Source organism: Nonomuraea basaltis (assembly GCF_005893125.1).
GTDB classification, from domain to species: Bacteria; Actinomycetota; Actinomycetes; order Streptosporangiales; family Streptosporangiaceae; genus Nonomuraea; species Nonomuraea basaltis.
Window position 1 is genome coordinate 1 of record NZ_VCJS01000041.1, and the last position, 23,161, is coordinate 23,161.

The 23,161-nt window shown below is 70.5% G+C and carries 24 protein-coding genes and 1 pseudogene; 9 read left to right on the top strand and 16 right to left on the bottom strand.

Annotated elements, in window-relative coordinates; translation table 11 throughout:
• Positions 1-14: 14 nt before the first annotated feature.
• The 15 genes from EJK15_RS20660 to EJK15_RS20725 all read right to left on the bottom strand — a co-directional run bounded on the left by EJK15_RS20660 (position 15) and on the right by EJK15_RS20725 (position 13,154).
• Positions 15-530: an MFS transporter gene (locus tag EJK15_RS20660; protein WP_240777091.1), complete on the bottom strand. Its 516-nt coding sequence runs from the start codon at positions 528-530 to the stop codon at positions 15-17.
• Entirely contained in the window at positions 527-1,177 is a 651-nt protein-coding gene (locus EJK15_RS20665; protein ID WP_138712106.1) for an LppX_LprAFG lipoprotein, read from the bottom strand. The genes EJK15_RS20660 and EJK15_RS20665 overlap by 4 nt, the downstream gene beginning before the upstream one ends.
• Positions 1,178-1,237: 60 nt before the next feature.
• Positions 1,238-1,696, bottom strand: a complete 459-nt coding sequence (locus tag EJK15_RS20670; RefSeq protein WP_171074431.1) for a MarR family winged helix-turn-helix transcriptional regulator — start codon at positions 1,694-1,696, stop codon at positions 1,238-1,240.
• A gap of 84 nt (positions 1,697-1,780) precedes the next feature.
• Positions 1,781-1,957: a hypothetical protein gene (locus EJK15_RS70725; protein WP_171074432.1), complete on the bottom strand. Its 177-nt coding sequence runs from the start codon at positions 1,955-1,957 to the stop codon at positions 1,781-1,783.
• Positions 1,958-1,961: 4 nt separating this feature from the next.
• Positions 1,962-2,576 (bottom strand): 4'-phosphopantetheinyl transferase family protein, encoded by a 615-nt coding sequence (locus tag EJK15_RS20675; protein WP_240777092.1) that lies wholly within the window; start codon positions 2,574-2,576, stop codon positions 1,962-1,964.
• Entirely contained in the window at positions 2,573-3,466 is an 894-nt protein-coding gene (locus tag EJK15_RS20680; protein WP_138712108.1) for a hypothetical protein, read from the bottom strand. Before EJK15_RS20680 ends, EJK15_RS20675 begins: the two co-directional genes overlap by 4 nt.
• Positions 3,463-4,800 carry an MlaD family protein gene (locus EJK15_RS20685; RefSeq protein ID WP_138712109.1) on the bottom strand — a complete coding sequence of 446 codons (1,338 nt, stop codon included), beginning with the start codon at positions 4,798-4,800 and terminating at the stop codon, positions 3,463-3,465. Before EJK15_RS20685 ends, EJK15_RS20680 begins: the two co-directional genes overlap by 4 nt.
• Entirely contained in the window at positions 4,797-5,801 is a 1,005-nt protein-coding gene (locus EJK15_RS20690) for an MCE family protein (RefSeq protein ID WP_138712110.1), read from the bottom strand. The genes EJK15_RS20685 and EJK15_RS20690 overlap by 4 nt, the downstream gene beginning before the upstream one ends.
• Positions 5,798-6,823 (bottom strand): MCE family protein, encoded by a 1,026-nt coding sequence (locus EJK15_RS20695; protein ID WP_138712111.1) that lies wholly within the window; start codon positions 6,821-6,823, stop codon positions 5,798-5,800. Before EJK15_RS20695 ends, EJK15_RS20690 begins: the two co-directional genes overlap by 4 nt.
• Entirely contained in the window at positions 6,820-7,845 is a 1,026-nt protein-coding gene (locus EJK15_RS20700; protein WP_138712112.1) for an MlaD family protein, read from the bottom strand. Before EJK15_RS20700 ends, EJK15_RS20695 begins: the two co-directional genes overlap by 4 nt.
• Entirely contained in the window at positions 7,845-8,900 is a 1,056-nt protein-coding gene (locus EJK15_RS20705) for an MCE family protein (RefSeq protein WP_138712113.1), read from the bottom strand. The genes EJK15_RS20700 and EJK15_RS20705 overlap by 1 nt, the downstream gene beginning before the upstream one ends.
• A 1-nt stretch (position 8,901) precedes the next feature.
• Positions 8,902-9,921 carry an MCE family protein gene (locus EJK15_RS20710; RefSeq protein WP_138712114.1) on the bottom strand — a complete coding sequence of 340 codons (1,020 nt, stop codon included), beginning with the start codon at positions 9,919-9,921 and terminating at the stop codon, positions 8,902-8,904.
• Between the two features lie 4 nt (positions 9,922-9,925).
• The gene (locus EJK15_RS20715; RefSeq protein ID WP_138712115.1) at positions 9,926-10,780 is read right to left on the bottom strand and encodes an ABC transporter permease; all 855 of its coding nucleotides are present in this window, start codon (positions 10,778-10,780) and stop codon (positions 9,926-9,928) included.
• A gap of 10 nt (positions 10,781-10,790) precedes the next feature.
• Complete coding sequence (locus EJK15_RS20720; protein WP_138712173.1) at positions 10,791-11,582, bottom strand: MlaE family ABC transporter permease; 792 nt, start codon at positions 11,580-11,582, stop codon at positions 10,791-10,793.
• Between the two features lie 168 nt (positions 11,583-11,750).
• Positions 11,751-13,154, bottom strand: a complete 1,404-nt coding sequence (locus tag EJK15_RS20725) for an aminopeptidase P family protein (RefSeq protein WP_138712116.1) — start codon at positions 13,152-13,154, stop codon at positions 11,751-11,753.
• A 145-nt stretch (positions 13,155-13,299) separates the two neighbouring features.
• Here EJK15_RS20725 and EJK15_RS20730 point away from each other — a divergent pair, with 145 nt between their 5' ends.
• Positions 13,300-13,728 (top strand): CBS domain-containing protein, encoded by a 429-nt coding sequence (locus EJK15_RS20730; protein ID WP_138712117.1) that lies wholly within the window; start codon positions 13,300-13,302, stop codon positions 13,726-13,728.
• A 333-nt stretch (positions 13,729-14,061) separates the two neighbouring features.
• On the opposite strand, the pseudogene EJK15_RS77615 reads toward EJK15_RS20730, so the two are convergent.
• Positions 14,062-14,196, bottom strand: a pseudogene (locus tag EJK15_RS77615) (hypothetical protein); the annotation flags it as partial.
• A gap of 401 nt (positions 14,197-14,597) precedes the next feature.
• Here EJK15_RS77615 and EJK15_RS20740 point away from each other — a divergent pair.
• From EJK15_RS20740 to EJK15_RS20775, 8 genes are all read left to right on the top strand, one after another.
• On the top strand, positions 14,598-15,461 hold the full coding sequence (locus tag EJK15_RS20740) for an endo alpha-1,4 polygalactosaminidase (protein ID WP_138712119.1): 864 nt from the start codon (positions 14,598-14,600) through the stop codon (positions 15,459-15,461).
• Positions 15,451-16,365 (top strand): carbohydrate kinase family protein, encoded by a 915-nt coding sequence (locus EJK15_RS20745; protein WP_138712120.1) that lies wholly within the window; start codon positions 15,451-15,453, stop codon positions 16,363-16,365. The genes EJK15_RS20740 and EJK15_RS20745 overlap by 11 nt, the downstream gene beginning before the upstream one ends.
• Positions 16,362-17,651: an alpha-glucosidase/alpha-galactosidase gene (melA, locus tag EJK15_RS20750; protein ID WP_138712121.1), complete on the top strand. Its 1,290-nt coding sequence runs from the start codon at positions 16,362-16,364 to the stop codon at positions 17,649-17,651. Before EJK15_RS20745 ends, melA begins: the two co-directional genes overlap by 4 nt.
• On the top strand, positions 17,648-18,907 hold the full coding sequence (locus EJK15_RS20755; protein ID WP_138712122.1) for an ABC transporter substrate-binding protein: 1,260 nt from the start codon (positions 17,648-17,650) through the stop codon (positions 18,905-18,907). The genes melA and EJK15_RS20755 overlap by 4 nt, the downstream gene beginning before the upstream one ends.
• Positions 18,904-19,794: a carbohydrate ABC transporter permease gene (locus EJK15_RS20760; protein ID WP_138712123.1), complete on the top strand. Its 891-nt coding sequence runs from the start codon at positions 18,904-18,906 to the stop codon at positions 19,792-19,794. Before EJK15_RS20755 ends, EJK15_RS20760 begins: the two co-directional genes overlap by 4 nt.
• On the top strand, positions 19,791-20,603 hold the full coding sequence (locus tag EJK15_RS20765; RefSeq protein WP_138712124.1) for a carbohydrate ABC transporter permease: 813 nt from the start codon (positions 19,791-19,793) through the stop codon (positions 20,601-20,603). The genes EJK15_RS20760 and EJK15_RS20765 overlap by 4 nt, the downstream gene beginning before the upstream one ends.
• Before the next feature lie 63 nt (positions 20,604-20,666).
• The gene (locus tag EJK15_RS20770; RefSeq protein WP_138712125.1) at positions 20,667-21,440 is read left to right on the top strand and encodes a cyclase family protein; all 774 of its coding nucleotides are present in this window, start codon (positions 20,667-20,669) and stop codon (positions 21,438-21,440) included.
• A complete protein-coding gene (locus tag EJK15_RS20775; RefSeq protein ID WP_138712126.1) occupies positions 21,437-23,140 on the top strand; it encodes a thiamine pyrophosphate-binding protein in 1,704 nt (567 codons plus the stop codon). Before EJK15_RS20770 ends, EJK15_RS20775 begins: the two co-directional genes overlap by 4 nt.
• Positions 23,141-23,161 lie beyond the last annotated feature (21 nt).

Genomic DNA, 23,161 nt, shown 5'->3' on the forward strand with positions numbered 1-23,161 from the left:
CCCCGAGACCGATTTCACGTTGACGGTGTACTTCTTTTTTTTTTTTCAAGCAGAAGACGGCATACGAGGTGTCTGAGGGTCTCGTGGGCTCGGAGATGTGTATAAGAGTCAGCCACCGCCCCCAGCGCCACGGGCCGCTCGCGCTCGTCCCACAGGTCGCCGATGAGGGCCATCGTGATCGGCAGCAGCGCCCCGCCGGCCACCCCCTGCACCGCACGCCCGGCGACCACCATCACCTCGCCCGCCGCCAGCGCCGTCAGCACCGAGCCGATCGCGAACGCCGCCAGGCAGGCGTGGATGAGGGGCCGCCGCCCGTATCGGTCGGAGAGCTGGCCGAGCAGTGGCATCGCCGCGATGTAGCCGAGCAGGAACCCGGTGACGATCGGGGTGGCCCGCTCCAGGTGGTTCAGCGGGACGCCGACGTCTTCGGCGATGTCGATGAGGACGGTCGCCACCACGTACGCGTCGAGCGCGGCCAGCAGCACCACCGCGCCGCCGGCGCCGAGCACGACCCGGCGGGAGTGACTCATCCGGCCGCGGGTGGTGTGATCGTGACCGGCGCGTCATAGTCGCTGAACGACACCGTCACCGTCCCGTCCTGCAACGGCAGGCTGGCCTTGGTGAGCCTGCTCGTGGCCTGGTCGAGCCAGACCTTGCCGTTCACGCCCTGCGTGACGCCCGGGATGATCTGCCCCACCACCTGCCCGGGGAGCGTCGTGGCGACCCGGTAGGAGCCGCCCTCCACGCCCTCGACCTTGGATTCCGTGGCCGAGGAGAGCAGTTGCGCGATGCCCTTGGTCGGCTCCAGGATCACCGACGGGTCGTAGAACTGCGCGAGCTGATCCCTGGTCATCTTCTGGAAGCCGCCCGTCGGCCCCTTGAAGTGGACGGTGTCCCCGACCAAGGCGAAGCTGACCTCCTGGAGAGAGCCGAGGATGTCGATCGTGATCGTCCCGTCCGCGTCCCCGGCGGCGGTGAGCCGGCCGTCGGCCTTCTTGACCGGCACCTTCGGCTTGCCCTCGGTGGAGATCGAGAAGCCGGCCGACTTGACCGTCTTCATCGCCTCCGCGGCCTTCTTCATCAGATCGGGACCGGCGGGCAGCTCTTCCCCGCCGCTCCCGGACGAACATGCCGACGCCAGCGCGAGAACGGCCACGATCAGTAGCTTTCTGAGCATGAGCGGATCGTAGCGACCGCCCGGGAACGTCGGTGAGGCGTCGCCGATATCGGTTGGGTGTCAGCGCAGCTTCTTCAGGTTCTCGACGATCGGCGCGTACGCCGCCTCCAGCGCGTTGAGCTGGTCGTCGGTGAGCCGGTCGACGAAGTGCTCCCGCACGCTCGCCACATGGAACGGCGCCACCCGCTGGATCGTCTCCCAGCCCTCGTCCGTCAGCACCGCGAACGTGCCCCGCCGGTCGTCGTGGCAGTCCTCCCTCGTCACCAGGCCCTTGGCCTCCATACGGGAGATCTGGTGCGACAGGCGGCTGCGCGACTGGATCGTCGCGTCCGCCAGGTCGCTCATCCGCATGCGCCGGTCCTGGCTCTCCGACAGGTTGACGAGGATCTCGTAGTCGTTCAACGAAAGTGCGTGCTCCTGAAGCTCCCGGTCGAGCCGGTGCATGAGCAGCTTATGCAGCGCCAGCTGCGTGCGCCAGGCACGCTGTTCGGCGGGAGAAAGCCAGCGAGGCGCGCTCATGATCCCCAATCTAGCGCACGCAGAACGAGCGGCGGGGCGGTACGCTGCCGCCGCTGCTCATCGACCCGATCCCACCCGCCGTTCCTAGGAGAACGCCATCACGATCGCGACCCCGACGACGTGCATCAGCACGACTGCCACGATCAAGGAGATGAACACGAACTTGGCCGGCCCGTGCTCGAAGGTCTTGCCCTCCTCGAGCGGCCTGCGTTGGGCCATGCGGTCGGCGATTCGCTCCTCGACCGATTTGCGGTAAAACATACCCTCAGCTTAACCGCGGAATGGGCACCCTCCTGGCAGGGGCGTCCGTGACGACGGCCACTCTGATGTCCGGTTCGGCGCTCCATTCCAGCAGATGCCGGCCCGCCAGGTCGTCGCCGCCAGAGCCGAGCCCGTCGAGCGACAGCTCGCCGCGCTTGATCAGCGCCTCCTTACGCGTCCAGTGCCTCATCAGCTCGTCGTTCCCGGTGACCAGCGCGCGCTCGCGCGGGGTGAGCACTCGATCGGCCAGCAGCTCGTCCAGCGGGCCCGCACGCACGTGTTCGGCGTCCACGCCGATCTTGCCGGGACCGGCCGCCGCGCACACGTAGCCGCGCGTGTGGCTGAAGCTGAGGCCGAGCCCGGGTGCCTGCTCGATGTACGGCCTGCCGTGCCCGGGACCGTGCACGTCGCAGTGCTGCAGGAGCGTCAGCTCGGACGGCTCCGCGTCCAGCGCGGCGGCGGCGCAGAGCCGGGCGAGGAGGTGGGCGGCGACGAAGCAGACGCGGTCCGCCTCGAACCTGAACCGCCCGGCCCGATCCCGCTCCACCTCGGTGAGCCAGTCTTCGGGGGCGCGCACCTCGTCGGGGTGGCCGCCCATCGCCAGAGGGCCGATCGTCATTCCTTCTTCTTGTCGTCGCCGTCGAGGTTGTACTGGTCCTCGGAGGCCGCGCCGAGCACGGTCACGTCGTGCACCTTCCAGATGCCCTTCTCCTTCACAAGAGCGATCTTAAGGTGCGAATCCCTTACTGAGCGGATCGCTTCGGAGGTGTTCACCTGCTGGTCGACGACGACGATGGCGTGCGCGGTGGCCTCGTCCACGTCGGCCAGGTACACCTCGCGCACCGTGGCCTGCGAGGTGGCCTTGAGCTTGACGATGACCTGCGCCATCGCGCCGCCGAACGCGGTGTCGTAGGTGGCCAGGAAGTCGCCGGTGGCCTGGGCGGAGAGGGTCGCGCGGGTGGCCTGGAGTTTCTGGTAGTCGTAGCTGAGCAGGGCCTTGCTGAAGGCGCTCGCCGCGCCCGACACCTCCAGGCGCAGGGCCCGCTCGGTCTCCATCTTGGTCCGCGCGTCGTCGGCCTGGGCGGCGGCGACCCACTGGAGCACGGCGGTCGCGGCGATCGCGGCCACCACCATCGCGGCCACCGCCCCGGCCACCCGCGCCCGGATGAACCGGCCTTTGGCCCCGCGCGGCCGCTCGCCCTCAGAGGGCATGCCGGCGGCCGGTTGCTCGTCGGAGGACGCGTCCGCCGTGGATAGCTCGCCGCTCGGCGTAGTGCCGGTCGTCGAGTGATCGCCGTCGGACGTCGTGTCCGCCGTCGGCTGCAGGTCGTTCGGTGCTGTGCCCGTCGCCGGGGGCTCGCTGCCGGAGGTGGCGTCGGTGGTGTCACCAGGGCGGGGCCGGCCGTTGCGAGGCGCGGCTTCCTCGGTGCGGGGCTGGCCGGTGCGAGGCGCCTCCGTACGGGCCTCCTCGGTGCGGTTTTCGTCGGCGGGGTCCTGCTTGGAGATCACGGTGACTCCTCACGGCGGCGGGCGGCCCGGCCCGCCGCGATCCAGCCCACGATGCCGCCACCTGCCACAACGGCGAGGAAGATCGCGACGATCAGCGGGACGGTGTTGGGTGGGGTACGGGACGACGTGGCGGCGGCGGCCACGCCGCTGGGCGATGTCTTGGCGACGGGCTTGGCGTCCTTGGGCTCCTCGGTCTTCTTCTCCGCGGGCCGAGGCGTCCCGGCGGCGTCCTGGCGGCGCTCGCGCCCACGAGCGTCATCGGCGTCTTCGGCGACATCGGCGGCGGGCGCACGGTCCGGGCAGGTGCGCAGGCGGGGCACCGCCGGCGGCCCGACCGGGCCCGCGTACTCCTCGGCGGGTGTCGGCCCGCCCGGCACGCTGAACACGAACGCCGCCTTCCCGTACACGGTCCCGTCGCGCCGGTCGCTGATGTCGTCGGACAGGCTCAGCGCGGTCGGCACGATGCTCAGCAGGTGGTGCGCGTTCCGCTCGGTCTCCGCCGAGAACGCGGGCCGGTGCGGCAGCCCCGCCGCCGTCAGCAGGCACGAGAACCCCGGCCTGGACTCCCTGACGGCCGCGTCGAGCTGGGCGAACACCCCGGGACCGTGGTCGAGGAAGGCGTTCAGGTCGGTACGGGACGCGCGCAGCGTGCCCGTCACCGTGCTCAGGTCCGTGATCCCGGAGGCCAGCTGGTCCTTCTTCCCGGCCAGCGTGTGGGTGAGCCGGGTGAGCTGCACCGACAGGTCGTCGAGCACGTCGGCGTTGTCGGCCAGCGTGCCGGTCAGGGAGTGGGCGTCGTCGATGAGGTTCCTGATCGACGGCGCCCGGCCGTCGAGCGCGACCGCCAGCTCATGCGTGATCGTCTTGGCGTCCTGGGGCGGGACGGCGTTCAGCAGCTTGCCGACGCCTTCGAAGAGCTTCTTGTAGTCCAGCGGCACCGACGTCTTGGTCAGCGGGATCGTGTCGCCGGCCGCCAGCGACGGCCCCGTGACGCCGGCGGCGGGCGGCGAGAGCTCCACGTACGGCTCTCCGATGGCGGACCTGCGCCGCACCTCGGCCGTCACGCCCTTCGGCAGCCTGATCTCCTTCTCGATGTCCAGGCCCACGACGATCTTGCCGGGCGCCAGCCGCACGTCACCGATCTTGCCGATCCGGACCCCCAGGTAGGCCACGTCGAACCCGCGTATCAGCCCGGGAGAGGACACGAACTCGGCCGCCACCCGGTACGGCCGCTCGATCGCGTCGAGCCTGATGATCGTGCTGAACGCCCAGATGGTCATGACGATGCCCAGCGCCACGAAGAATCCCAGGTTCAGATAGATCCGGTTTCTCATCGCGGCGGCTCCAGCAGCAGGCGGAAGTCCTCGACCCGGTTCGGCCGCGGCCCGGCATCGGACTTTTGGGGCAGCAGCACGCCCTTCAGCCAGACGTAGATCAGCACCTGCCCGTTGACGGTGACCGGCGGCGCGTCGATGAACTTCTGGATCTTGGCCACCAGCGCCTTCAGGTCGTCCTTGCCCCGCTGCATCGACGACGAGATGGCCGCCAGCTCGCGCAGCAGCGTGCGCAGCCGGGCGGCGTGCCGCGGGTAGACGGTGAGGTTGGCCTCCCTGGCCAGGTTCGTCAGCGCGACGATGGCCTTCTTGATGTGCTTGCGCCCGTGCGCGACGCGCGAGGTGGCCGAGGCGAGCGTCCCCGGCAGCCGGTCCAGCTCGGCGCTGCCCTTGGCGAGGTCGTCGCCGAGCTCGGCCAGAGCGTCGATGCTGGTGGCCAGGTCGGCGCGGGCCGCGGAGTAGGCGTCGGTGACCTCGGCCGTCTGCTTGATCAGCTTGTTGACGTCGTCGCCCTGCCCGGCGAACGCGGTCGAGGCGGCGTCCAGGATGGCGTTGACGTCCTGCGCGCCGAGCGCCTCGATGAGCGGCCCGGCCTTGGCGGTGACCTGCTCGATGTCCGGCTCGACCGACGTGTCGGAGATCGTGGCGCCACTGGCCAGGTACGGGCCCGTGGACAGGTCCTTGCCCTCCGGCGGGGTGAGCAGCACGTAGTTCTCGCCCAGGACCGACGTCTTCGCCACGGTGGCGGTGCTGCCCTGGGGCAACCGGTGCTCGGACTTGATCGACATCGTCACCCTGGCCCGGTAGCCCTGCAGCCGGATGCCGGTGACCGTGCCCACCCGCACGTCGGCGATCTGCACGCTGTGCCCGGCCACCAGGCTCTGCACGTCGTCGAAGACCGCGTGGAGGGTCAGGTCGCCGGTGGTCGCGCCGAGCGTCTGCAGCGAGCACGACGCGGTGACGGCCAGCGCGAGCGCCCCGGCGATGAGACGCCCCCTCATCGCCGCCTCCCCTGCCGCTCGAAGGGGCAGTTGCTCAGCCCGCCGGACAGGCACGGCACCCGCCCCAGGTTCAGCGCCTCGAACAGCGGCGTCAGCCACACCCTGGTCATCGCGTTGAGCACGACGCGGATCTTCAGGACGTGGTTCTTCTTGTCCCACGCGTCGATCAGTACGTCGGCGAAGTCGGCCGCGCCCTTGACGGCCTGTGCCATGGACTCGCTGTTCGCCCGGACCGTCAGCACCAGCTCGGCCAGCGTGCCCGTGGCCTGCGGCAGCCGTTCCGAGTACTGCTCGATGATCACGTCGCCGCGCCGTACGAACTCGGCCATGTTGGAGACGAACCCGCGCAGCCGCCGCCGCTCATCGGCCAGGATCGCGCTGGCCTCGGAGAAGGAGTCGATCGCGCCCGTCACCTGGCTCTCGCGGTCGTTGAGCGTGGTGGCCAGCCTGTTCAGCCCCTTGGCGAGGTCGATGAGCTGCTGGTCCTGCTTGGCCAGGGTGCCGGTGAGCTCGGCGGTGTCCGCGATCGCGTTGTTGATCGTCTTGCCGCGCCCCTTGACCCCGTCGGCCAGGTCGCCCGCGAAGTCGCCGAGCTTGTCGTCGTCGAGCGCGTCGGTCAGCTTGGTGAACGCGTCGAGCGCGTCGTCGATCTCCACCGGCAGGTCGGTCCGCTCCAGCGGGATGGTCGCCCCGGCCGCGATCCGGCGGTCGCCGGGCTTCCACGGGGGATAGAGGACGACGTTCCGCTCGCCCAGGGTGTTCTGCGGCGCGACCACGGCCTTCACGTCTGCGGGGAGCGGCACGTCCCGGTCGACCCGTAGCCCTACGCGTACCCGGTCGCCGTCGATGCGGATGCTGTCCACGTACCCGGCGTCGAGGCCCATCACCTTGATCCGCGCCTCCTCGTACAGGGAGGGCGCCTTGCTGAAGATCGCCACCAGCCGGTACGGCTCCGCCCCCACCACGGAGCACCCGGACGTCAGGAACGCCCCGGCGATCAGGATCGCGAGAAGCCGTCTCATCTGTCGCTCTTCCTGTCCTTGGCGATCGCGGCGAGCACCTCCGGGTTGACAGGGCCGAGGCCCGTGGCTATGGCCTCGAGCCACGGGCCCTGACCGCCCATCGTGGACAGCCCGGAGAACGTCGGGCCCGCCCATGCCAGGAGCGAATTGAGCTGCTCGTTGCTGCCGTCGAGCCGCGTGGTGATGGCCACGTTGTCGTCGAGGACCTGGACGAGCGACTTCTCGTGCTCGTTGATCAGCCGGGTGGTGCTCTGCACCAGGTCGCTGCCGTCGCCGAGCAGGGTGCGCAGTTCGTTCCTGCGCTTGCGCAGCTCGCTCAGCATGATCTCGATGCCGTCGATGAGCCGGACGAGCTGCTTGTCCTTCTTCTCCAGGATGTCCATGATCTTGGTGCCGTTGTCGAGGAGCCGCTGGAGCTGCGGCTCGCTCTTGCTGATCGTGTCCGACAGGTCGCCGATGTTCTTCAGCAGCCGGGTGATCCGGCCGCGCCGGGAGACGTCGATCTTGCCGAGCTCGGTGAGCAGGTCGTCCACGGCCTCGGTGTCCAGGCGCTGGACGAGGCGAGTCGCGTCGTTGATGGCGTCGTTGATCAGGGTGGGCACGCCGGTCCGCTCCATGGGGATGCGGCGCTGCGCCTCGGGGAGCTGGTCGGCGTAGGGGGCCGACACGGCGCCGGTGAGCTTGAGGTAGCGGCCGCCGAGCAGGTTCGACAGGGCGACGTCGGCCCGGGGGGCGCGGCCGAGCCGGACGCCGTCGTCGACCCGCCAGGTGACGATGACGTGACCCTGCGCGTAGTCGGGGCGTACCTCGGTGACCTCGCCGACGCGTACCCCGGCGACCCGGACGTCGTTGCCCGAGCGCAGCCCGCCGGAGTCGGCGAACACGCCCGACATGGTGTAGCCGCCCTCCAGGAGGCCGAGGTTGCCGACCAGGAAGGTGGCGACGAGGATCGTGGCGAGCGTGGCCACCGACACCAGGCCGACGGCGTGCTTGTTGCGGTCCCTAAAGGATTTGAGCGCCATCACCGGCCCACCATGAGCTTCTGCAGGTCCTTCGTGCTCTGCACCCGGGTGTTGCGCAGCGGTGGCGGCGCCTGCATCCCGTACGGGCAGGGCGCCGGGCCCAGGGCGAGGCAGGGGACCGCGGTGATGAAGTAGTGGCCGCGGTTGACGGTGGAGTACGCGCGGGCGAACAGCGGCTGCAGCGTGCTGATCGTGGTGTCGATCCGGTTCACGTTCCGCCGGATGCCGCCGGTCAGCCCGGACAGGTTGTCGACGAGGGCGCCGAGTTCGCCGGCGTTCTTGCCGAGCACCTCGTTCTGGGTGTGGATCGTGGCCGACAGCTCCACCAGCGAGTCGTCGATCAGCTTCCGGTTGTCGGCGAACGCGTCCGACAGCGTGACGAGGTTGTCGACGAGCTGCTCGATCTGCTTGTCGCGCCGGGCGACCACGCCGGTGACCGTGGCGTAGTCCTCCAGCAGCTGCTCGATGGTCTTCCCGCGGTCGTTGACCGTGCTGGTGATGGCGTTGACGTTGTCGAGCAGCCGCGGGATGTTGCGCTGGTTGCCCTTGAGCGACTTGGCGGCGGCGGTGAGCAGCTGGTTGATCTGCTCGGGGTCCAGGCTGCGGGTCAGCGGGCCGAGGTCGCTGACCAGCTCCCCGATGTCCACCACGGAGGAGGTGCGCGCGATGCGCCCGCCGGCCGGCAGCCGGTCAGGGGCGGTGCCGGGCAGCAGGTAGACCACGCGCTGGCCGACGGCGTCGCGCCAGCGGATGGCGGCCTCGGTGTCGGCGGGGACCCGGACCGCGTCCTGCACCTCCAGGGTCACCTCGGCTCTGCCGTCGACGACCCTGATGGCGTCCACCTGGCCCACCGGCGCCCCGGCGATCTTGACCTGGTCGCCTTCGGCCAGCCCGGACACGTCGTCGAACGTGGCGACGAGCCGGTAGCCGCCGCCCGCGCCGATCCGCTCGATCTGCACGCTGATCAGCACGATCAGCGACATGGTCACCCCGATGAACAGCGCGAACCGGAGGAAGGTCCAGCGGCGGCGGATGCGCTCCCCGGAGAAGGCCATGTCAGTCCCTCCCGTCGGTGGGGCCGCAGGAGCCGACGATCAGCTCGCAAATGTCGGTCGCGACGAACGCCTCGACCTGGATCTGGCGGCTGTTGCCCGGTCCCTGGGCCTCGATCAGCTCGTTGAGCAGGTCGACGAGCCGGTTCAGCCCGCGTACGCCGTCGCCGGCCAGGCCGAGCTGGGCGTAGATGAGCGCGGCCACCCGCTCGCCCGAGTGCACCCCCGCCCGCAGGTTCTGCCGGTGCTTGCCCAGGCCGTGCGCCGCCTGGCCGGAGACGGAGGTGACCTCCTGGAGCAGGACGCGCACCTTATCGGCGCGTTTGAGCAGGTCCGGGGTGATGACGTTGACGTCGGACGAGATCGAGACGAGCTCGTCGCCCTTGTCCGACAGGGCCGTGCCGAGCGTGGCGGCGTCGCGCAGGAACTGCCGGGCCCGACCGCGCTGCCGGTGCGCGACGCCCACGACGGTGCCGGCGTCGCCGATCAGCTCGCGCAGGTGCTCGCCGTTGCCGTCGAGGCCCTTGGCCAGGGTGTGCACGATGACCGTGACCTCGCGCGGGTCGACGGCGTCCAGGCCGCGGTAGGCGTCGCCGAGTGTGTCGGACAGGTCCAGTGGCCCCTCGGTGTCGGTGATGACGGCGCCGCCGGCCAGGTAGGGGCCGGTGGTCTCGCCCGTGCCCGGGGTCAGGCTGACGAACTTGGGGCCGAACACCGACGTCGGCTCGATGGAGGCGACCGTGGACTCGGGCACCCTGACGCCGGGCTCGATGTGCATGGTCACCACGGCCCTGCCCTTGGCGTCGAGAGACACGCCCGTCACGTCCCCGACCGTGATGCCGCGGATCTTGACCGGCGAGTTGGTGTCCAGGCCCTGACCGGCGCGGGCGAACACGGCGTCGATCCGCGTACCGCGCAGCTCGGTCGTCGTGCGCACCACGAACACCGTCGCCGCCGCCAGCACGGCGAGCACGGCGAACGCGACGCCGACGCGGGCGGCGAGGGAGAGTTCGAATCGGGTCACCGGCTCACCCCGTCAGCGGTATGTTGCCGCCGCCGCCCCAGAACAGGTACGACAGCAGCAGGTTGAGCAGCACGATCGTGACGATCGACTGGCGGATGGCACGGCCCGCCGCCACCCCCACGCCGACCGGACCGCCGGTGGCGTAGAAGCCGTGGTAGCAGTGGATCACGACGACCGCGAACGCGAACACGCCCACCTTGGCGACGCTGAACAGGATGTCGCTGACCGGCAGGTACAGGTAGAAGTAGTAGTCGTAGACCCCGGGCGCCAGGCCGAACAGCACCGTGCACATCAGCCGCGTGGCGAAGAAGCTGGCGAACAGCGCGATCAGGTAGATCGGCATCAGCGCCAGCAGCGCCGCCACCACCCGGGTGCAGATCAGGTAGGTGAAGGCGTTGATGCCCATCACCTCCAGCGCGTCGATCTCCTCCGAGATCCGCATCGCGCCCAGCTCCGCCGTGAAGGACGAGCCCACCTGCGCCGCCAGCGCCGTGGCCGCGATGATCGGGGTGATCTCCCGGACGTTGGCGAAGCTGCCGACCAGGCCCATGAACGACTCGGCGCCGATCGCCTGCAACCCCTGGTAGCCCTGCAGGCCGACGGTCGCGCCCACGACGAACGCCATCGTGAACACCACGAAGATCATGCCGCCGCCGATGACGGTCGCGCCGACGCCCACCACGACGTCGCTGACCTGCCTGAGGACGACCTTGAAGTAACGCAGCCGGAGCACGACGTCGCGGACCGAGTAGAACAGCACCTTCCACACGAACAGCGGCCAGTCGGCCAGCGTCGCGAACCGCTCGGCGAGATCCCGCCCCCGGTAGGCGAGCTGAAGCCCGGCCGACCGTGTCAGCATGGTGTCACCATCACAGGGACCTCGGCGGGTAGGCCAGGAAGTAGACCGCGGAGATCACGTAGTTGAACGTGAACACCAGCATGAACGTCACCACGGTCGACTGGTTGACCGCCCGGCCCACGCCGACCGGGCTGGTCGCGCACGTCATGCCCTTGTAGCAGGCGACCGCCGCCGCGATGAACCCGAAGATCCACGCCTTGAACAGCGTGACGTACAGGTCGGAGGCGACGACCAGGGACAGCGCCCCGTCGAAGTACGCGCCCGGGGTGACGCCCTGCACCACCACGTTGAAGAAGTAGCCGCCGCTCGCCCCGGCCAGGATCACCAGCGGGCACAGGCACACCGCGATCGTGCTGGCCGCCCACATGCGCGGCGTGACCAGGCGATGGATCGGATTGACCGACATGACCTCCATCGCGCTCAGCTCGTCGCGGATGTGGCGCGCGCCGATGTCGGAGGTCATCGCGCTGCCGCCGGCCCCGGCGATCAGCAGCGCGCTGGCCAGCGGTGCCACCTCGCGGATCAGGCCGACGAAGACCGCGCTGCCGGTGGCCGAGCCCGCGCCGAGCTGCCAGGCCAGCTCGCCCACCTGCAGCGCCACGGTCGCGCCCAGCGGCAGGGAGACGAGCAGGACGGGGACGCTGGTGACGCGGGCGAGGAACCAGCACTGGTCGACGAACTCCCACCACCAGCTCTTGATGTCCCAGCTGCGGCGCATCCCTTCCAGGGCGATGACGAACAGGTCACCGACCTGGCCGAGCGCGGAACCGGCCCGGCGCGCGACAAACCCGGACAGGGTCATGGGCCGCTCGCCCGCGCGCATGTTCCCGCCATGAGCACCTCCGCCGCCTACGGATGAGCCACCCTACTGACGGGTTGTCTAGTAGTCGACGCTTTCGCTGGAATTTGAGGAAAAGGTATGAGACCCAGATCACACCTTGTCAGCCCAGCACGAAAGGTGACCGCTTCGTTACAAAAGGGCACCCATCCAGGACTCGATCTCGTCCGGGTGGCGCGGCAGCCCGGCGGACATCATGGCGGCGCCGTCGGCGGTGACGACCAGGTCGTCCTCAATGCGGATGCCCATGCCGCGCAGCTCCTCGGGCAGCGTCAGGTCGTCCGGCTGGAAGTAGAGCCCCGGCTCCACCGTGAGCACGTGGCCCTCCTCCAGGACGCCGTCCAGGTAGACCTCGGCCCGAGACTTCGCGCAGTCGTGCACGTCCAGGCCGAGCATGTGGCCGCTGCTGCACAGCGTGTACCGCCGGTACAGGCCCGTCTCCATGAGCGCGTCGGCCGAGCCCTTCAGCAGGCCCCAGTCGCGCAGGCCCTCGCAGATCACGCGCATGGCCGCCAGGTGGAAGTCGCGGAAGCGGGCGCCCGGCCGGAGCGCGGCGATGGCCGCCGTCTGCGCCTCGTACACCAGCTCGTACGCCTGCCGCTGCACGGCGCTGAACCGCCCCGACAAGGGGAACGTCCGGGTCACGTCGGCCGTGTAGAGCGTGTCCGACTCGACCCCCGCGTCCAGCAGCAGCAGGTCACCGGCGTTCAGCGCGCCGTCGTTGCGGATCCAGTGCAGCACGCACGCGTGCGCCCCGGAGGCGACGATGCTCTCGTACCCGACCGTGTTGCCCTCCAGCCGTGACCGCAGCCCGAACACACCCTCCAGGTACCGCTCACCCCGGGGGTGCCCGAGCGCCTGGGGCAGGGCGCGCACGACGTCCTCGAAGCCGCGCACGGTGGCGTCCACGGCCGACCGCAGCTCGCCGATCTCCCACTCGTCCTTGACCAGCCGCAGCTCCGACAGGAACGCCTCCAGCTCGGCGTCGCCGTCGCCGTGCGGCACCCGCGCGTCCACCGAGGCGTCCACCGAGGCGTCCACGCCGCGCAGCACCCGGGCGGGCCCGCTCAGGTCCAGGTCGCGGATGTGCGCGCACGCCACCTGGTACAGCTCGGCCGCCTCCGCCAGGTCCGGCCGGCGGCCGGCCCAGAACTCGCCATAGCGGCGGTCGCGGTAGAACTCCTGGCCCTGCGCGCGCGGTGAGCGCGGCCGCACGTACAGGACGCTCTCCCCGGACGGCTCGATCACGAGCACGTCGCCGGGCTCGCCCGCGCCTGTCAGATATGAGTACGCGCTGTGCGGCCGGAACCGGTAGTCGCTGTCGTTGCTGCGGACCTTGAGCGTGCCCGCCGGGATCACCAGCCGCTCGCCGGGGAAGCGGCCGGCCAGCGCGGCGCGGCGCTTGGCCGCCCAGGGTGCGATCGGCAGCGCCGCCACATCGATGCGCCGGGTGTCCGCCCAGCCCGTCCGCATGAACGCGGCCAGTTCGTCGGTGACAGGCAGGTCATGGCTACCGATGTTCAGCGGCTCGGTCATCTAATAGCATCCCTGTTCAGGTGAGATTTCGGTCTTTGTACGGGATTTAGTACGGCAAGCAGCCTATGTGACGGCTTGACTCCATACCCGTGGGGTTGTTTGCCTTGACCCAGGGTTTGGAACACTGAGGGCAGAGGTGGTGCACATGCTCATCGGGACGATCCTTCGCGGCAAGGGCAGCGACGTGACGACCGTGGTACCGGGGGCGTCCGTACGGGAGCTGCTCGCCAAGCTCGCCGAGCACAACATCGGCGCCGTGGTGGTCTCCACTGACGGCACCACGATCGCGGGGATCGTCTCCGAACGCGACGTCGTGCGCCACCTGCACGACCGCGGGGCGGCGGTCCTGGAGGAGCCGGTGTCCGCGATCATGACGACGGACGTCCGCACGGTCGGCCCCGGCGAGAACGTCGACTCGCTGCGGCAGATCATGACCACGCAGCGGTTCCGGCACATGCCCGTGGTCGAGAACGGCCGGCTCGTCGGCATCGTCAGCATCGGCGACGTGGTGAAGAGCGCCATCGAGGAGCTGGAGACAGAGAAGGCGTCGCTCGTCGACTACCTCCACCGTTGACAGTGATGGCACGCTTGGTCCGTGATGTACGGACCTCCTGGATACCCGCCTGAGTACCCGCGGGCGACGAGCAGTCCGACGATCATCCTGCTCGTCTCCGGGCTCGCCGCACTGCTGGGCTTCCTGCTGGGCGTCTTCGTGGGCTTCGGCGCGGGGACGGTGCCGGAGTCGCCCGAGCCCAGGGTCACGGTGACGATCGAGGACACCGAGCCACCCCCCGGCCAGCAGACGACCGAGGCGCCACAGACCACGCCATCGGAGGCGGTCCCCAGCCAGCCGGGGAACACGCAGCAGCCGGGAGCCACCCAACCGGGAGCCACGCAGCCGGGAGCCACTCAGCCGGGAGCCACGCAGCCTGGCGCCACCCAGCCTGGCGCCACGCGAAGCGCCTCGCCTGGCGGAACGGCCACCAACCCCGCCGTCAACCAGGCCTCCCTGCGCACGCTGGTCGTCGGCAAGGACATACAGCCGGGCACCTACCGGACGGCCGGGCCGATGACCGGGTTCCCCATGTGCTTCTGGGCCCGGATGAAGAGCACGTCCGCCAACCCGGCCGACGTGATCACGTCAGGCACGCCGGCGGGCCCCGACACCGTCACCATCCAGGCCACCGACAAGGCGTTCCAGACCGGCGGATGCGCGGAGTGGACCCGAGCGTGATTCTTTTGTGCCGCAAAGCCTGGACAACAGAGCAGGAACGCGCAATTCTATGCGGCAACAGAAGGGAGGCACGTCCGAGCGTGCTGGCGTGACGCCCTGCGGCTATGGGCCACGCCACTCCGGCGTCCCCGGCACGGACGCGAAGCGGAGAGTGCGGAACAGCGCGCATCGCCACTTGTCGAGAACCCTTTCGTTCACGAGGAGTGTCCATGCGCCTATCTGCGCTCGTATCCGCGGCCACGCTGGCCGTCACCGCTCTCGTCTCCACCCCCGCCGCCGCCCAGCCCCAGGCGGCCGCCCTGCCCGCGCCCGTCCCGTGTAACGGCTGCTGGCAGCCCGCGCTCAACACCAGCTGGCAGTGGCAGCTCTCCTCCCTGCCCGCGAAGCCGTTCCTCGACGTGCAGATGTACGACATCGACGGGTTCATGGCGGCCAAGGACGGCGCGATCGTCAAGTCGCTCAAGGCGGACAAGCCCGGCCGCCGCGTCGTCTGCTACATCAGCGCCGGAACGTACGAGGACTGGCGCCCCGACGAGAGCCGGTTCCCCGAGGAGGTGCTCGGCGAGCCGCTGGAGGAGTGGCCGGGCGAGCGCTGGCTGGACATCCGCAAGTACACCGGCGAGCTCGGCGAGATCATGAAGGCCCGGCTCGACATGTGCAAGGCCGCCGGGTTCGACGCCGTGGAGCCGGACAACGTCGACGGCTACAGCAACGACAGCGGCTTCCCCCTCAAGGCCGCCGACCAGCTCGCCTACAACGCCTGGTTCGCCAACGAGGCGCACAAGCGGGGCCTGTCCGTCGCGCTCAAGAACGACGTGGAGCAGATCCCCCGGCTGCTGCCGTACTTCGACTTCGCGGTCAACGAGGAGTGCTGGGAGCACTCCGAGTGCACCACCGCCCAGAACGGCGGCTACGGCTACGACCAGTTCGTCAAGGCGGGCAAGGCCGTGTTCCAGGTGGAGTACAACCTGGCCACCTCGAAGTTCTGCGCCAAGTCCAACGCGCAGAACTTCAACTCGCTCAAGAAGAAGTACGACCTCGACGCCTACCGCGTGCCCTGCCGTGGCGCGTGAATTCGACCTGCTGGTCGTCGGTGACGCCAACCCCGACGTGGTGCTCTCCGGGGCGCCGCGGGAGCCGGCGTTCGGCCAGCGCGAGCAGCTCGTCTCCGGCGGCGACCTCGTCCTCGGCGGGTCCGGCGCGATCACCGCGTGCGGGGCGGCCAGGCTGGGCCTGCGCACCGCTTTCGCCGGGCGCGTGGGCGACGACGCGGCCGGGCGCTTCGTGCTGGGCGTCCTGGCCGAGCGCGGCGTGGACGTCTCGCACTGCGTGATCGGCTCCCGGCCGACGGCCATGACCGTGGTGCTCGCCGACGGGAGCGACCGGGCCATCCTCACTTCGCCGGGCTGCCTGCCGTACCTGACCGTGGAGGACGTGCCGCGCGGCCTGGCGAGCCACGTACACGTGTCGTCGTATTTCCTGCAACCGGCGCTGGCGGCCGGGCTCCCCGGTCTCCTGGCGGGGGAGCGGAGGGCGGGCGCCACCACATCCCTGGACACCAACGACGACCCCGCGGGCGCCTGGGACGGCCTCGCGGACGTGCTGCCCGAGGTGGACGTGTTCCTGCCCAACGCCGCCGAGGCCGCCGCCATCGCCGCCCGGCTGTTCGGCGCCGGCCACGAGTGCGTCGAGGCCGCGGCGGCCAGGCTGGGCGGGCTCGGCCCGGCCGTGATCGTCAAGGACGGCGGGAACGGCGCGCTGGCCTGGGAGTCCGGCCTGCTCACGCGAGCCGCCGCCGGGCCCGTCGAGCCGGTCGACACCGTCGGCGCCGGCGACAGCTTCAACGCCGGGTTCATCGCCGCCCGGCTGCGCGGGATGAGCCTGGGCGAATGCCTGCGCGTGGCCGTGACCTGCGGATCCCTCTCGACCCAGGCCCCCGGCGGCACCGCCGCCCAGCCCACGTGGAAGGACCTATGAAGATCGTCTTCCTCGGCGCGGGAAGCGTCGAGTTCACCCAGGGCCTGCTGGCGGACCTGGTCGCGCTCCCCGATCTGGGGGAGCTCGAGGTGGCGCTGCACGACATCCACCCCGAGCGGCTCGACACCGCCGAGGCCGCCGCCCGCGTCATCGCCGCGGACCGGAACGTCAAGATCTCCGCCCACCTCGACCTGCGGCGGGCGCTCGACGGGGCCGGCTTCGCGATCAACATGATCCAGGTCGGCATGATCGACGCCACCCGGGTCGACTTCGAGCTGCCCGCCAGGTACGGGCTGCGCCAGACGATCGCCGACACCATCGGTGTGGGCGGCATCTTCCGCGCCCTGCGCACGTTCCCCGCCCTCGACCGCATCGGGCGGGCCATGGCCGAGGTGTGCCCGGACACGTGGCTGCTCAACTACACCAACCCGATGGCCATGAACGTCTGGTACCTGGCCGCCGCCACCCCCGTGCGGAACGTGGTCGGTCTCTGCCACTCCGTCTACTGGACCGCCCACGACCTCGCCGAGCTGGTCGGGGTGCCGTACGAGGAGGTGTCGTACCTCGCGGCGGGCGTCAACCACCAGTCCTGGATGCTGCGCTTCGAGTCCGGCGGCGAGGACCTGTACCCGCGGCTGGACGAGGCCATCGCCCGCGACCCCGGGCTGCTGCGGCGGGTGCGCGTGGACATGTACCGCAGGCTCGGCTTCTACCCGACCGAGACCAGCGAGCACTCGGCCGAGTACGTGCCCTGGTACCTGCACGACGAGGCCGAGGTCGAGCGCCTGCGGATCCCCGTCGGCGCCTACATCGGAATCAGCGAGGACAACGTGCGCCAGTACGAGGCCACCCGCGACGCGCTCAGAGCGGGCCGGCCGATCACCGTGGAGGGGACCATGGAATACGCCCCGCAGATCATTCACAGCATCGCCACCGGCACGAGCCGGGTCGTCTACGGGAACGTCCAGAACAGGGGCCTGGTCGCAAACCTGCCGGAGGGCTGCGTGGTGGAGGTGCCGTGCGTGGCCGACGCGCTCGGCGTCCGCCCGACGGCCGTCGGCGACCTGCCGGCGCAGTGCGCGGCGCTCAACCGCGCCTACGTCAACGTCAACGAGCTCACCGTGCGCGCCGTCACCGAGGGCCGCCCCGAGCACGTGCGGCACGCCATGATGGCCGACCCGAACACGGCCGCCACCCTCACCGTGGACCAGATCGCGTCCCTGTGCGACGCGCTCCTCGACGCCCACGCCGACCTGCTGCCCGAGTCCCTCGGGAGGCGGTCATGAGAGCGGCGGCGCTCCTTCTGGTCGCGGCTCTGCTGACGGGCTGCTCGTCATCCGAGAAGACCGATGGCTCGATCGAGATCACCTGGTGGCACGGCCAGGTCGAGACGCAGGCCAAGGTCATCGAGGAGCTGGCCGCCGAGTACGGCAAGGCGCACCCCGGCGTGAAGGTCGTCCCGGCGGTCGGCACCACGAACGTGGACGACATGCTGCAAAAGGTGCAGGCGGTGCTGGCGGGCGGCAAGGCGCCGGACATCGCCTACATGTACGGCACATGGATGCCGCAACTGGCCAAGAACCCCAAGGTGTACGACCTGACCGCCACGGTGAAGGCGCCGGACTTCGGCTGGGACGACTTCTGGCCGTCGGAGCGGGCCGTGTCCGAGGTGAACGGCAAGGTCGTCGGCATCCCCGCCGTGGTGGACAACCTGGCCGTCATCTACAACAAGAAGCTGTTCGACGCGGCCGGGGCGGCGTACCCGTCGAAGGACTGGACGTGGGACGACTTCCGGGCGGCGGCCAAGAAGCTCACGAAGGACGGTGTCTACGGCACCGCTTATCCGGTCACCGGCACCGAGGACACCGTGTGGCGGTTCTGGCCGATGATCTGGCAGCAGGGCGGCAGCATCCTGACGCCCGACGGCAAGAAGTCGGCGTTCAACACGCCGCAGGCGGTGCGGGCGCTCGACCTGTGGAGCGCCATGGCCCGCCAGGACAAATCCGTGTACCTGGACCAGAACGGGGAGAAGTTCCTGCCCCTGTTCCAGAGCGGCAAGGTCGGGATGATCGTCGCGGGACCGTGGGCGCTGCTGGACATCATCGACCACAAGGTGCCGTACGGCGTGCAGGTGCTGCCCGGCTACAACGGCAACCACGAGACCATCGCCGGGCCGGACAACTGGGTCGTGTTCGACAACGGCTCGCGCCGCGCCAAGGCCGCCGCCGACTTCCTCACCTGGCTCACCCGGCCCGAGCAGGACGCCCGGTGGACGCTCGGCCTGGGCAACCTGCCGATCCGCAAGGCCACGACCGCGCTGCCGGCGTACCGGAAGTTCACCGAGGACTTTCCCGACATCGACGTCTTCACCGCCAACCTGGACAACGCCCGCCAGGCCCGGCCACACCTGCCCGCGTACCCCGAGCTGTCGGAGAAGGTCGGCAACGCCATCGGCCAGGCCCTGGTCGGCGGCACGCCCGCGCAGGAGGCCCTGGCCAAGGCCGCCACCGAGGCCGACACCGTGCTCGGGCGCGCCCGATGACCACCGTCGCGGTGCGGGTGGGAGCCCGGCGGCGGCGCCGGGTCGTGCAGCTCACCGGGTGGGGCTTCGTCCTGCCCGCGACGCTCGTGATCGTCGGGCTCAGCCTCTTCCCCGCGGTGTGGGCGCTGCTGCTCTCGCTGCGCGACGGCGACCTGCTCAGCGGCGGCGACTACGTCGGCCTGCGGAACTACGGCGACATGCTCGGCGACGCGGAGCTGGCCGCGGCCGCCGGGCACACGCTGCTCTACACCGTGCTGTTCGTGCCGGGCTCGGTGGCGCTCGGGCTGCTCTTGGCACTGGCGCTGAACCTGCGGATCCGCCTCATCGGGTTCTACCGCACCTGCTTCTTCGTGCCGTACGTCGTCTCGGCCGCCGCCACGGGCATCCTCGCGAACTTCGTGTTCGACCCCGATTTCGGCATCGTCAACGCCGGGCTCAAGGCGGTCGGCCTGCCCGCGATGGGGTTCCTGCAGGATCCCGGCCAGGCCATGCTCACGCTGGTCGCGATCTCCATCTGGGGCGGCGTGGGGATGCCCGCCGTGGTCTACCTCGCTGCCCTGCAGGACATCCCGCGCGAGCTGGTCGAGGCGGCCAGGGTGGACGGCGGCTCCGGCGGGCACGTGCTGCGCCACGTCGTGCTGCCGCAGCTGCGGCCCGCCACGGTGTTCCTGGTGATCTGGCAGACGATCACCGCGCTGCAGCTGTTCGACCTCGTCTACACCACCACCAAGGGCCAGCCGCTCGACTCCACCACCACGATCGTGTTCTACCTCTACCGGCAGGCGTTCCAGCTCTTCCACTCCGGCTACGGCACGGCCATCGCCTACGTCCTGTTCCTCGTGACGCTCGCCGTGTCGGGCGCGGTCCTGTGGAGGAGCGCCAAATGAAGGGCCGCCACCTCGCCCACCTGGTCCTGATGCCCGCCGCGCTGCTGTTCGTGGCGCCGCTGGCCTGGATGGCGCTGACCGCGTTCATGCCGGACACCGACATCAACACCTACCCGCCCAAGCTCTGGCCCGAGCGCTTCACCCTGGCCGGGTTCACCCGGATCTTCACCGAGGACGACTACCCCCGGTGGCTGGCCAACACGATGATCGTGGCCGGGGCCGCCGTCCTGGGACACGTGGTGCTCTGCTCCCTGGCCGGGTACGGCTTCGCCAGATTGCGCTTCCGCGGCCGCGGGCTCGCGTTCGGCGCGCTCATGGCGACCATCATGGTGCCCACCCAGGTGCTGATGATCCCGACGTTCCTGCTGTTCAAGAACCTCGGCCTGATCGACACCCTCGGCGCGGCCATCGTGCCCTGGCTGGCCTCGGCGTTCGGTGTCTTCCTCATGCGGCAGTTCTTCCTGTCGCTGCCCAAGGAGCTGGAGGAGGCCGCCACCATCGACGGCTGCTCCCGGCTCGGGGTGTTCTTCCGGGTGGTGCTGCCGCTGGCCAGGCCCGCTCTGGCCACGCTCGTGGTGTTCACGCTGCTCGGCTCCTGGAACGACCTCATCTGGCCGCTCATCGCGATCTCCTCCGAGGAGAGCTACACACTGCAGCTCGGCCTCGCCACGTTCTCCGGCGCCCGGCACACCGAGTGGTCGGCGCTCATGGCCGGCAACCTCGTGGCCGTGCTGCCGCTCGTGGCCGCGTTCGTGCTGGCGCAGCGCCACTTCGTGGCCACGATGAGCTTCAGCGGGCTGAAGGGCTGAGGCGGTGTTTGCGCCGGTTACGCACGCATAGGAGGATGCGCTCAGCCAACCGAGGAGGATGCCATGTCGGTGTTGCAGAGCTTCGTGGACAGCGTGCGGAGCGGCGCGATCGAGGTGATCGACCTGACCGCGCCCCTCTCGTCCGAGACGCCGATCCTCCAGCTACCTGAGCCGTTCAGCAACACGATCCCGTTCCGGCTGGAGGAGATCAGCCGGTACGACGACCGCGGCCCCGCCTGGTACTGGAACGACATCCACACCGGTGAGCACACGGGAACGCACTTCGACGCCCCCATCCACTGGATCACCGGCCGCGACGGCGAGGACGTCTCCCAGGTGCCCGCGGGCAAGCTGATCGCGCCCGCCGTCGTGCTCGACTTCTCCGCCGAGGCGTCCAAGGACCCCGACTTCCTCCTCCAGATCGACCACGTCAAGGAGTGGGAGCGCGCCAACGGGGCGCTGCCCGACGGCGGCTGGCTCCTCTACCGGACCGGCTGGGACACCCGCTCCGGCGACCAGGCCGCGTTCCTGAACGCCAGCGAGACCGGTCCCCACACGCCCGGCATCTCGGTGGAGTGCGCCTCGTGGCTGGCTTCCGAGGCGCCGATCATCGGGGTGGGCGTCGAGACCGTCGGCACCGACGCGGGCACCGCCCACTCCTTCGACCCCGCCTTCCCCTGCCACTCGTTCCTGCTCGGCGCGGGCAAGTACGGCCTGACCCAGCTCCGCAACCTGGACCGCCTGCCGGTGACCGGCGCCGTCGTGGTCGCTCCGCCGCTGCCGATCACGGGCGGCTCCGGCAGCCCCGTCCGCGTGCTCGCCCTGGTGGAACGTTGATCGTAGCCGAGGCCGTCGGCCGGGCCCTCGCCAGGTGCGGCGCCGAGGTCGCCTTCGGCGTGGTCGGCAGCGGCAACTTCCACGTCACGAACGCCCTTGTGGCGAGCGGTGTCCGGTTCTTCGCCGCCCGGCACGAGGGCGGGGCCGCCACGATGGCCGACGCGTACGCCCGGATGAGCGGCCGGGCCGGGATCGTCTCCGTCCATCAGGGGCCTGGGCTCACGAACGCGATGACCGGCATCGCGGAGGCGGCCAAGAGCCGTACGCCGTTGATCGTCCTCGCGGGGGAGGCCACCGACGCCCGCTCCAACTTCCACATCGACCAGGACGCCATGGTCGCGGCGGTGGGCGCGGTGCCCATGCGGGTCACGACGGCGGAGGGCGCGTGGGAGCGGGCGGTGGAGGCGTACCGGGTGGCCACGGAGGAGCGCCGCACCGTCCTGCTGAACCTCCCGCTCGACATCCAGTCCCTGCCCGTCACCCTCGGCGACGCCGCGCCGCTTCTCGAAAGCGGCGAGTCCGGCCGGGCTCCCGGCAGCGATGAGGCGGAGGAACTGGCGCGCCTGCTCAGGCGATCCCGGCGGCCCGTGTTCATCGCGGGGCGCGGTGCCCGGCACGCGCGGCGGGAGCTGGAGGCCCTGGCCGACCTCGCGGGCGCCCTGCTCGCCACGTCGGCCGTGGCCAAGGGGCTGTTCCGCGGCAGCCCGTGGGACCTGGACGTGAGCGGCGGCTTCGCCACCCCGCTCGCCGCCGAGCTGATCCGCGGCGCCGACCTGGTCATCGGATGGGGGTGCGCGCTGAACATGTGGACCACCCGCCACGGCTCGCTGATCCCGCCGGGGGCGAAGGTGGCGCAGGTGGACCTCGACCGGGCGGCGCTCGGCACTCACGTGCCCGTCGACCTGGGCGTGGTGGGCGACGTGGGACTCGTCGCGACCGCCCTGGCCGCGCACCTCGGCGCGCCGCCCGCTGGGGCCGCTGAGCCGGGCGCCGGCACCGCCGGACCGGCCGGCATCAGGACCGGCGGACCAACCGGCACCATGGGGCACCGGTCGCCTGAGGTCGCGCGCCGCATTCAGGCCGAGGGCCGGTGGCGGGACGTCCCGTACGAGGACGAGAGCGGCGGCGGCAGGATCGACCCGAGGACGCTCTCCATCGGCCTGGACGATCTGCTGCCGATGGAACGGATCGTGGCCATCGACTCCGGAAATTTCATGGGTTATCCGTCGATGTTCATCGATGTCCCGGATGAGGGTGGATTCTGCTTCACCCAGGCGTTCCAGTCGATCGGGCTGGGCCTGGCGACGGCGATCGGCGCCGCCGTGGCCCGCCCCGACCGGCTGCCGGTGGCCGCGCTCGGCGACGGCGGTGCCCTCATGGGCATCGCCGAGCTGGAGACCGTCGTCCGGCTGGGCCTGCCGATGGTGATCGTGGTCTACGACGACGAGGCGTACGGGGCCGAGGTACACCACTTCGGACCGCACGGCCACCCGCTGGACACGGTCACGTTCCCACCGGCCGACCTCGCCGCCATCGCCCGCGGACACGGCTTCACCGCCGTAACCGTCACCGAGGCGGCAGACCTGGCGGACGTCGCCGACTGGCTCAAAGGCCCACGAGACCGGCCGCTGCTGGTCCACGCCAAAGTCACGGGGGAGCACGGCTCCTGGTGGCTGGAGGAGGCCTTCAAAGGCCACTGACCCGCGGCGTGCGGGCGGTGC

Coding starts and splice junctions, on each gene's coding strand:
- EJK15_RS20720 (WP_138712173.1), bottom strand. CDS start 11,582: ATGACCCTGTCCGGGTTTGTCGCGCGCCGGGCCGGTTCCGCGCTCGGC.
- EJK15_RS20765 (WP_138712124.1), top strand. CDS start 19,791: ATGAAGGGCCGCCACCTCGCCCACCTGGTCCTGATGCCCGCCGCGCTG.
- EJK15_RS20670 (WP_171074431.1), bottom strand. CDS start 1,696: ATGAGCGCGCCTCGCTGGCTTTCTCCCGCCGAACAGCGTGCCTGGCGC.
- EJK15_RS70725 (WP_171074432.1), bottom strand. CDS start 1,957: ATGTTTTACCGCAAATCGGTCGAGGAGCGAATCGCCGACCGCATGGCC.
- EJK15_RS20660 (WP_240777091.1), bottom strand. CDS start 530: ATGAGTCACTCCCGCCGGGTCGTGCTCGGCGCCGGCGGCGCGGTGGTG.
- melA (WP_138712121.1), top strand. CDS start 16,362: ATGAAGATCGTCTTCCTCGGCGCGGGAAGCGTCGAGTTCACCCAGGGC.
- EJK15_RS20770 (WP_138712125.1), top strand. CDS start 20,667: ATGTCGGTGTTGCAGAGCTTCGTGGACAGCGTGCGGAGCGGCGCGATC.
- EJK15_RS20740 (WP_138712119.1), top strand. CDS start 14,598: ATGCGCCTATCTGCGCTCGTATCCGCGGCCACGCTGGCCGTCACCGCT.
- EJK15_RS20760 (WP_138712123.1), top strand. CDS start 18,904: ATGACCACCGTCGCGGTGCGGGTGGGAGCCCGGCGGCGGCGCCGGGTC.
- EJK15_RS20695 (WP_138712111.1), bottom strand. CDS start 6,823: ATGAGACGGCTTCTCGCGATCCTGATCGCCGGGGCGTTCCTGACGTCC.
- EJK15_RS20700 (WP_138712112.1), bottom strand. CDS start 7,845: ATGGCGCTCAAATCCTTTAGGGACCGCAACAAGCACGCCGTCGGCCTG.
- EJK15_RS20675 (WP_240777092.1), bottom strand. CDS start 2,576: ATGACGATCGGCCCTCTGGCGATGGGCGGCCACCCCGACGAGGTGCGC.
- EJK15_RS20730 (WP_138712117.1), top strand. CDS start 13,300: ATGCTCATCGGGACGATCCTTCGCGGCAAGGGCAGCGACGTGACGACC.
- EJK15_RS20665 (WP_138712106.1), bottom strand. CDS start 1,177: ATGCTCAGAAAGCTACTGATCGTGGCCGTTCTCGCGCTGGCGTCGGCA.
- EJK15_RS20685 (WP_138712109.1), bottom strand. CDS start 4,800: ATGAGAAACCGGATCTATCTGAACCTGGGATTCTTCGTGGCGCTGGGC.
- EJK15_RS20715 (WP_138712115.1), bottom strand. CDS start 10,780: ATGCTGACACGGTCGGCCGGGCTTCAGCTCGCCTACCGGGGGCGGGAT.
- EJK15_RS20690 (WP_138712110.1), bottom strand. CDS start 5,801: ATGAGGGGGCGTCTCATCGCCGGGGCGCTCGCGCTGGCCGTCACCGCG.
- EJK15_RS20755 (WP_138712122.1), top strand. CDS start 17,648: ATGAGAGCGGCGGCGCTCCTTCTGGTCGCGGCTCTGCTGACGGGCTGC.
- EJK15_RS20725 (WP_138712116.1), bottom strand. CDS start 13,154: ATGACCGAGCCGCTGAACATCGGTAGCCATGACCTGCCTGTCACCGAC.
- EJK15_RS20705 (WP_138712113.1), bottom strand. CDS start 8,900: ATGGCCTTCTCCGGGGAGCGCATCCGCCGCCGCTGGACCTTCCTCCGG.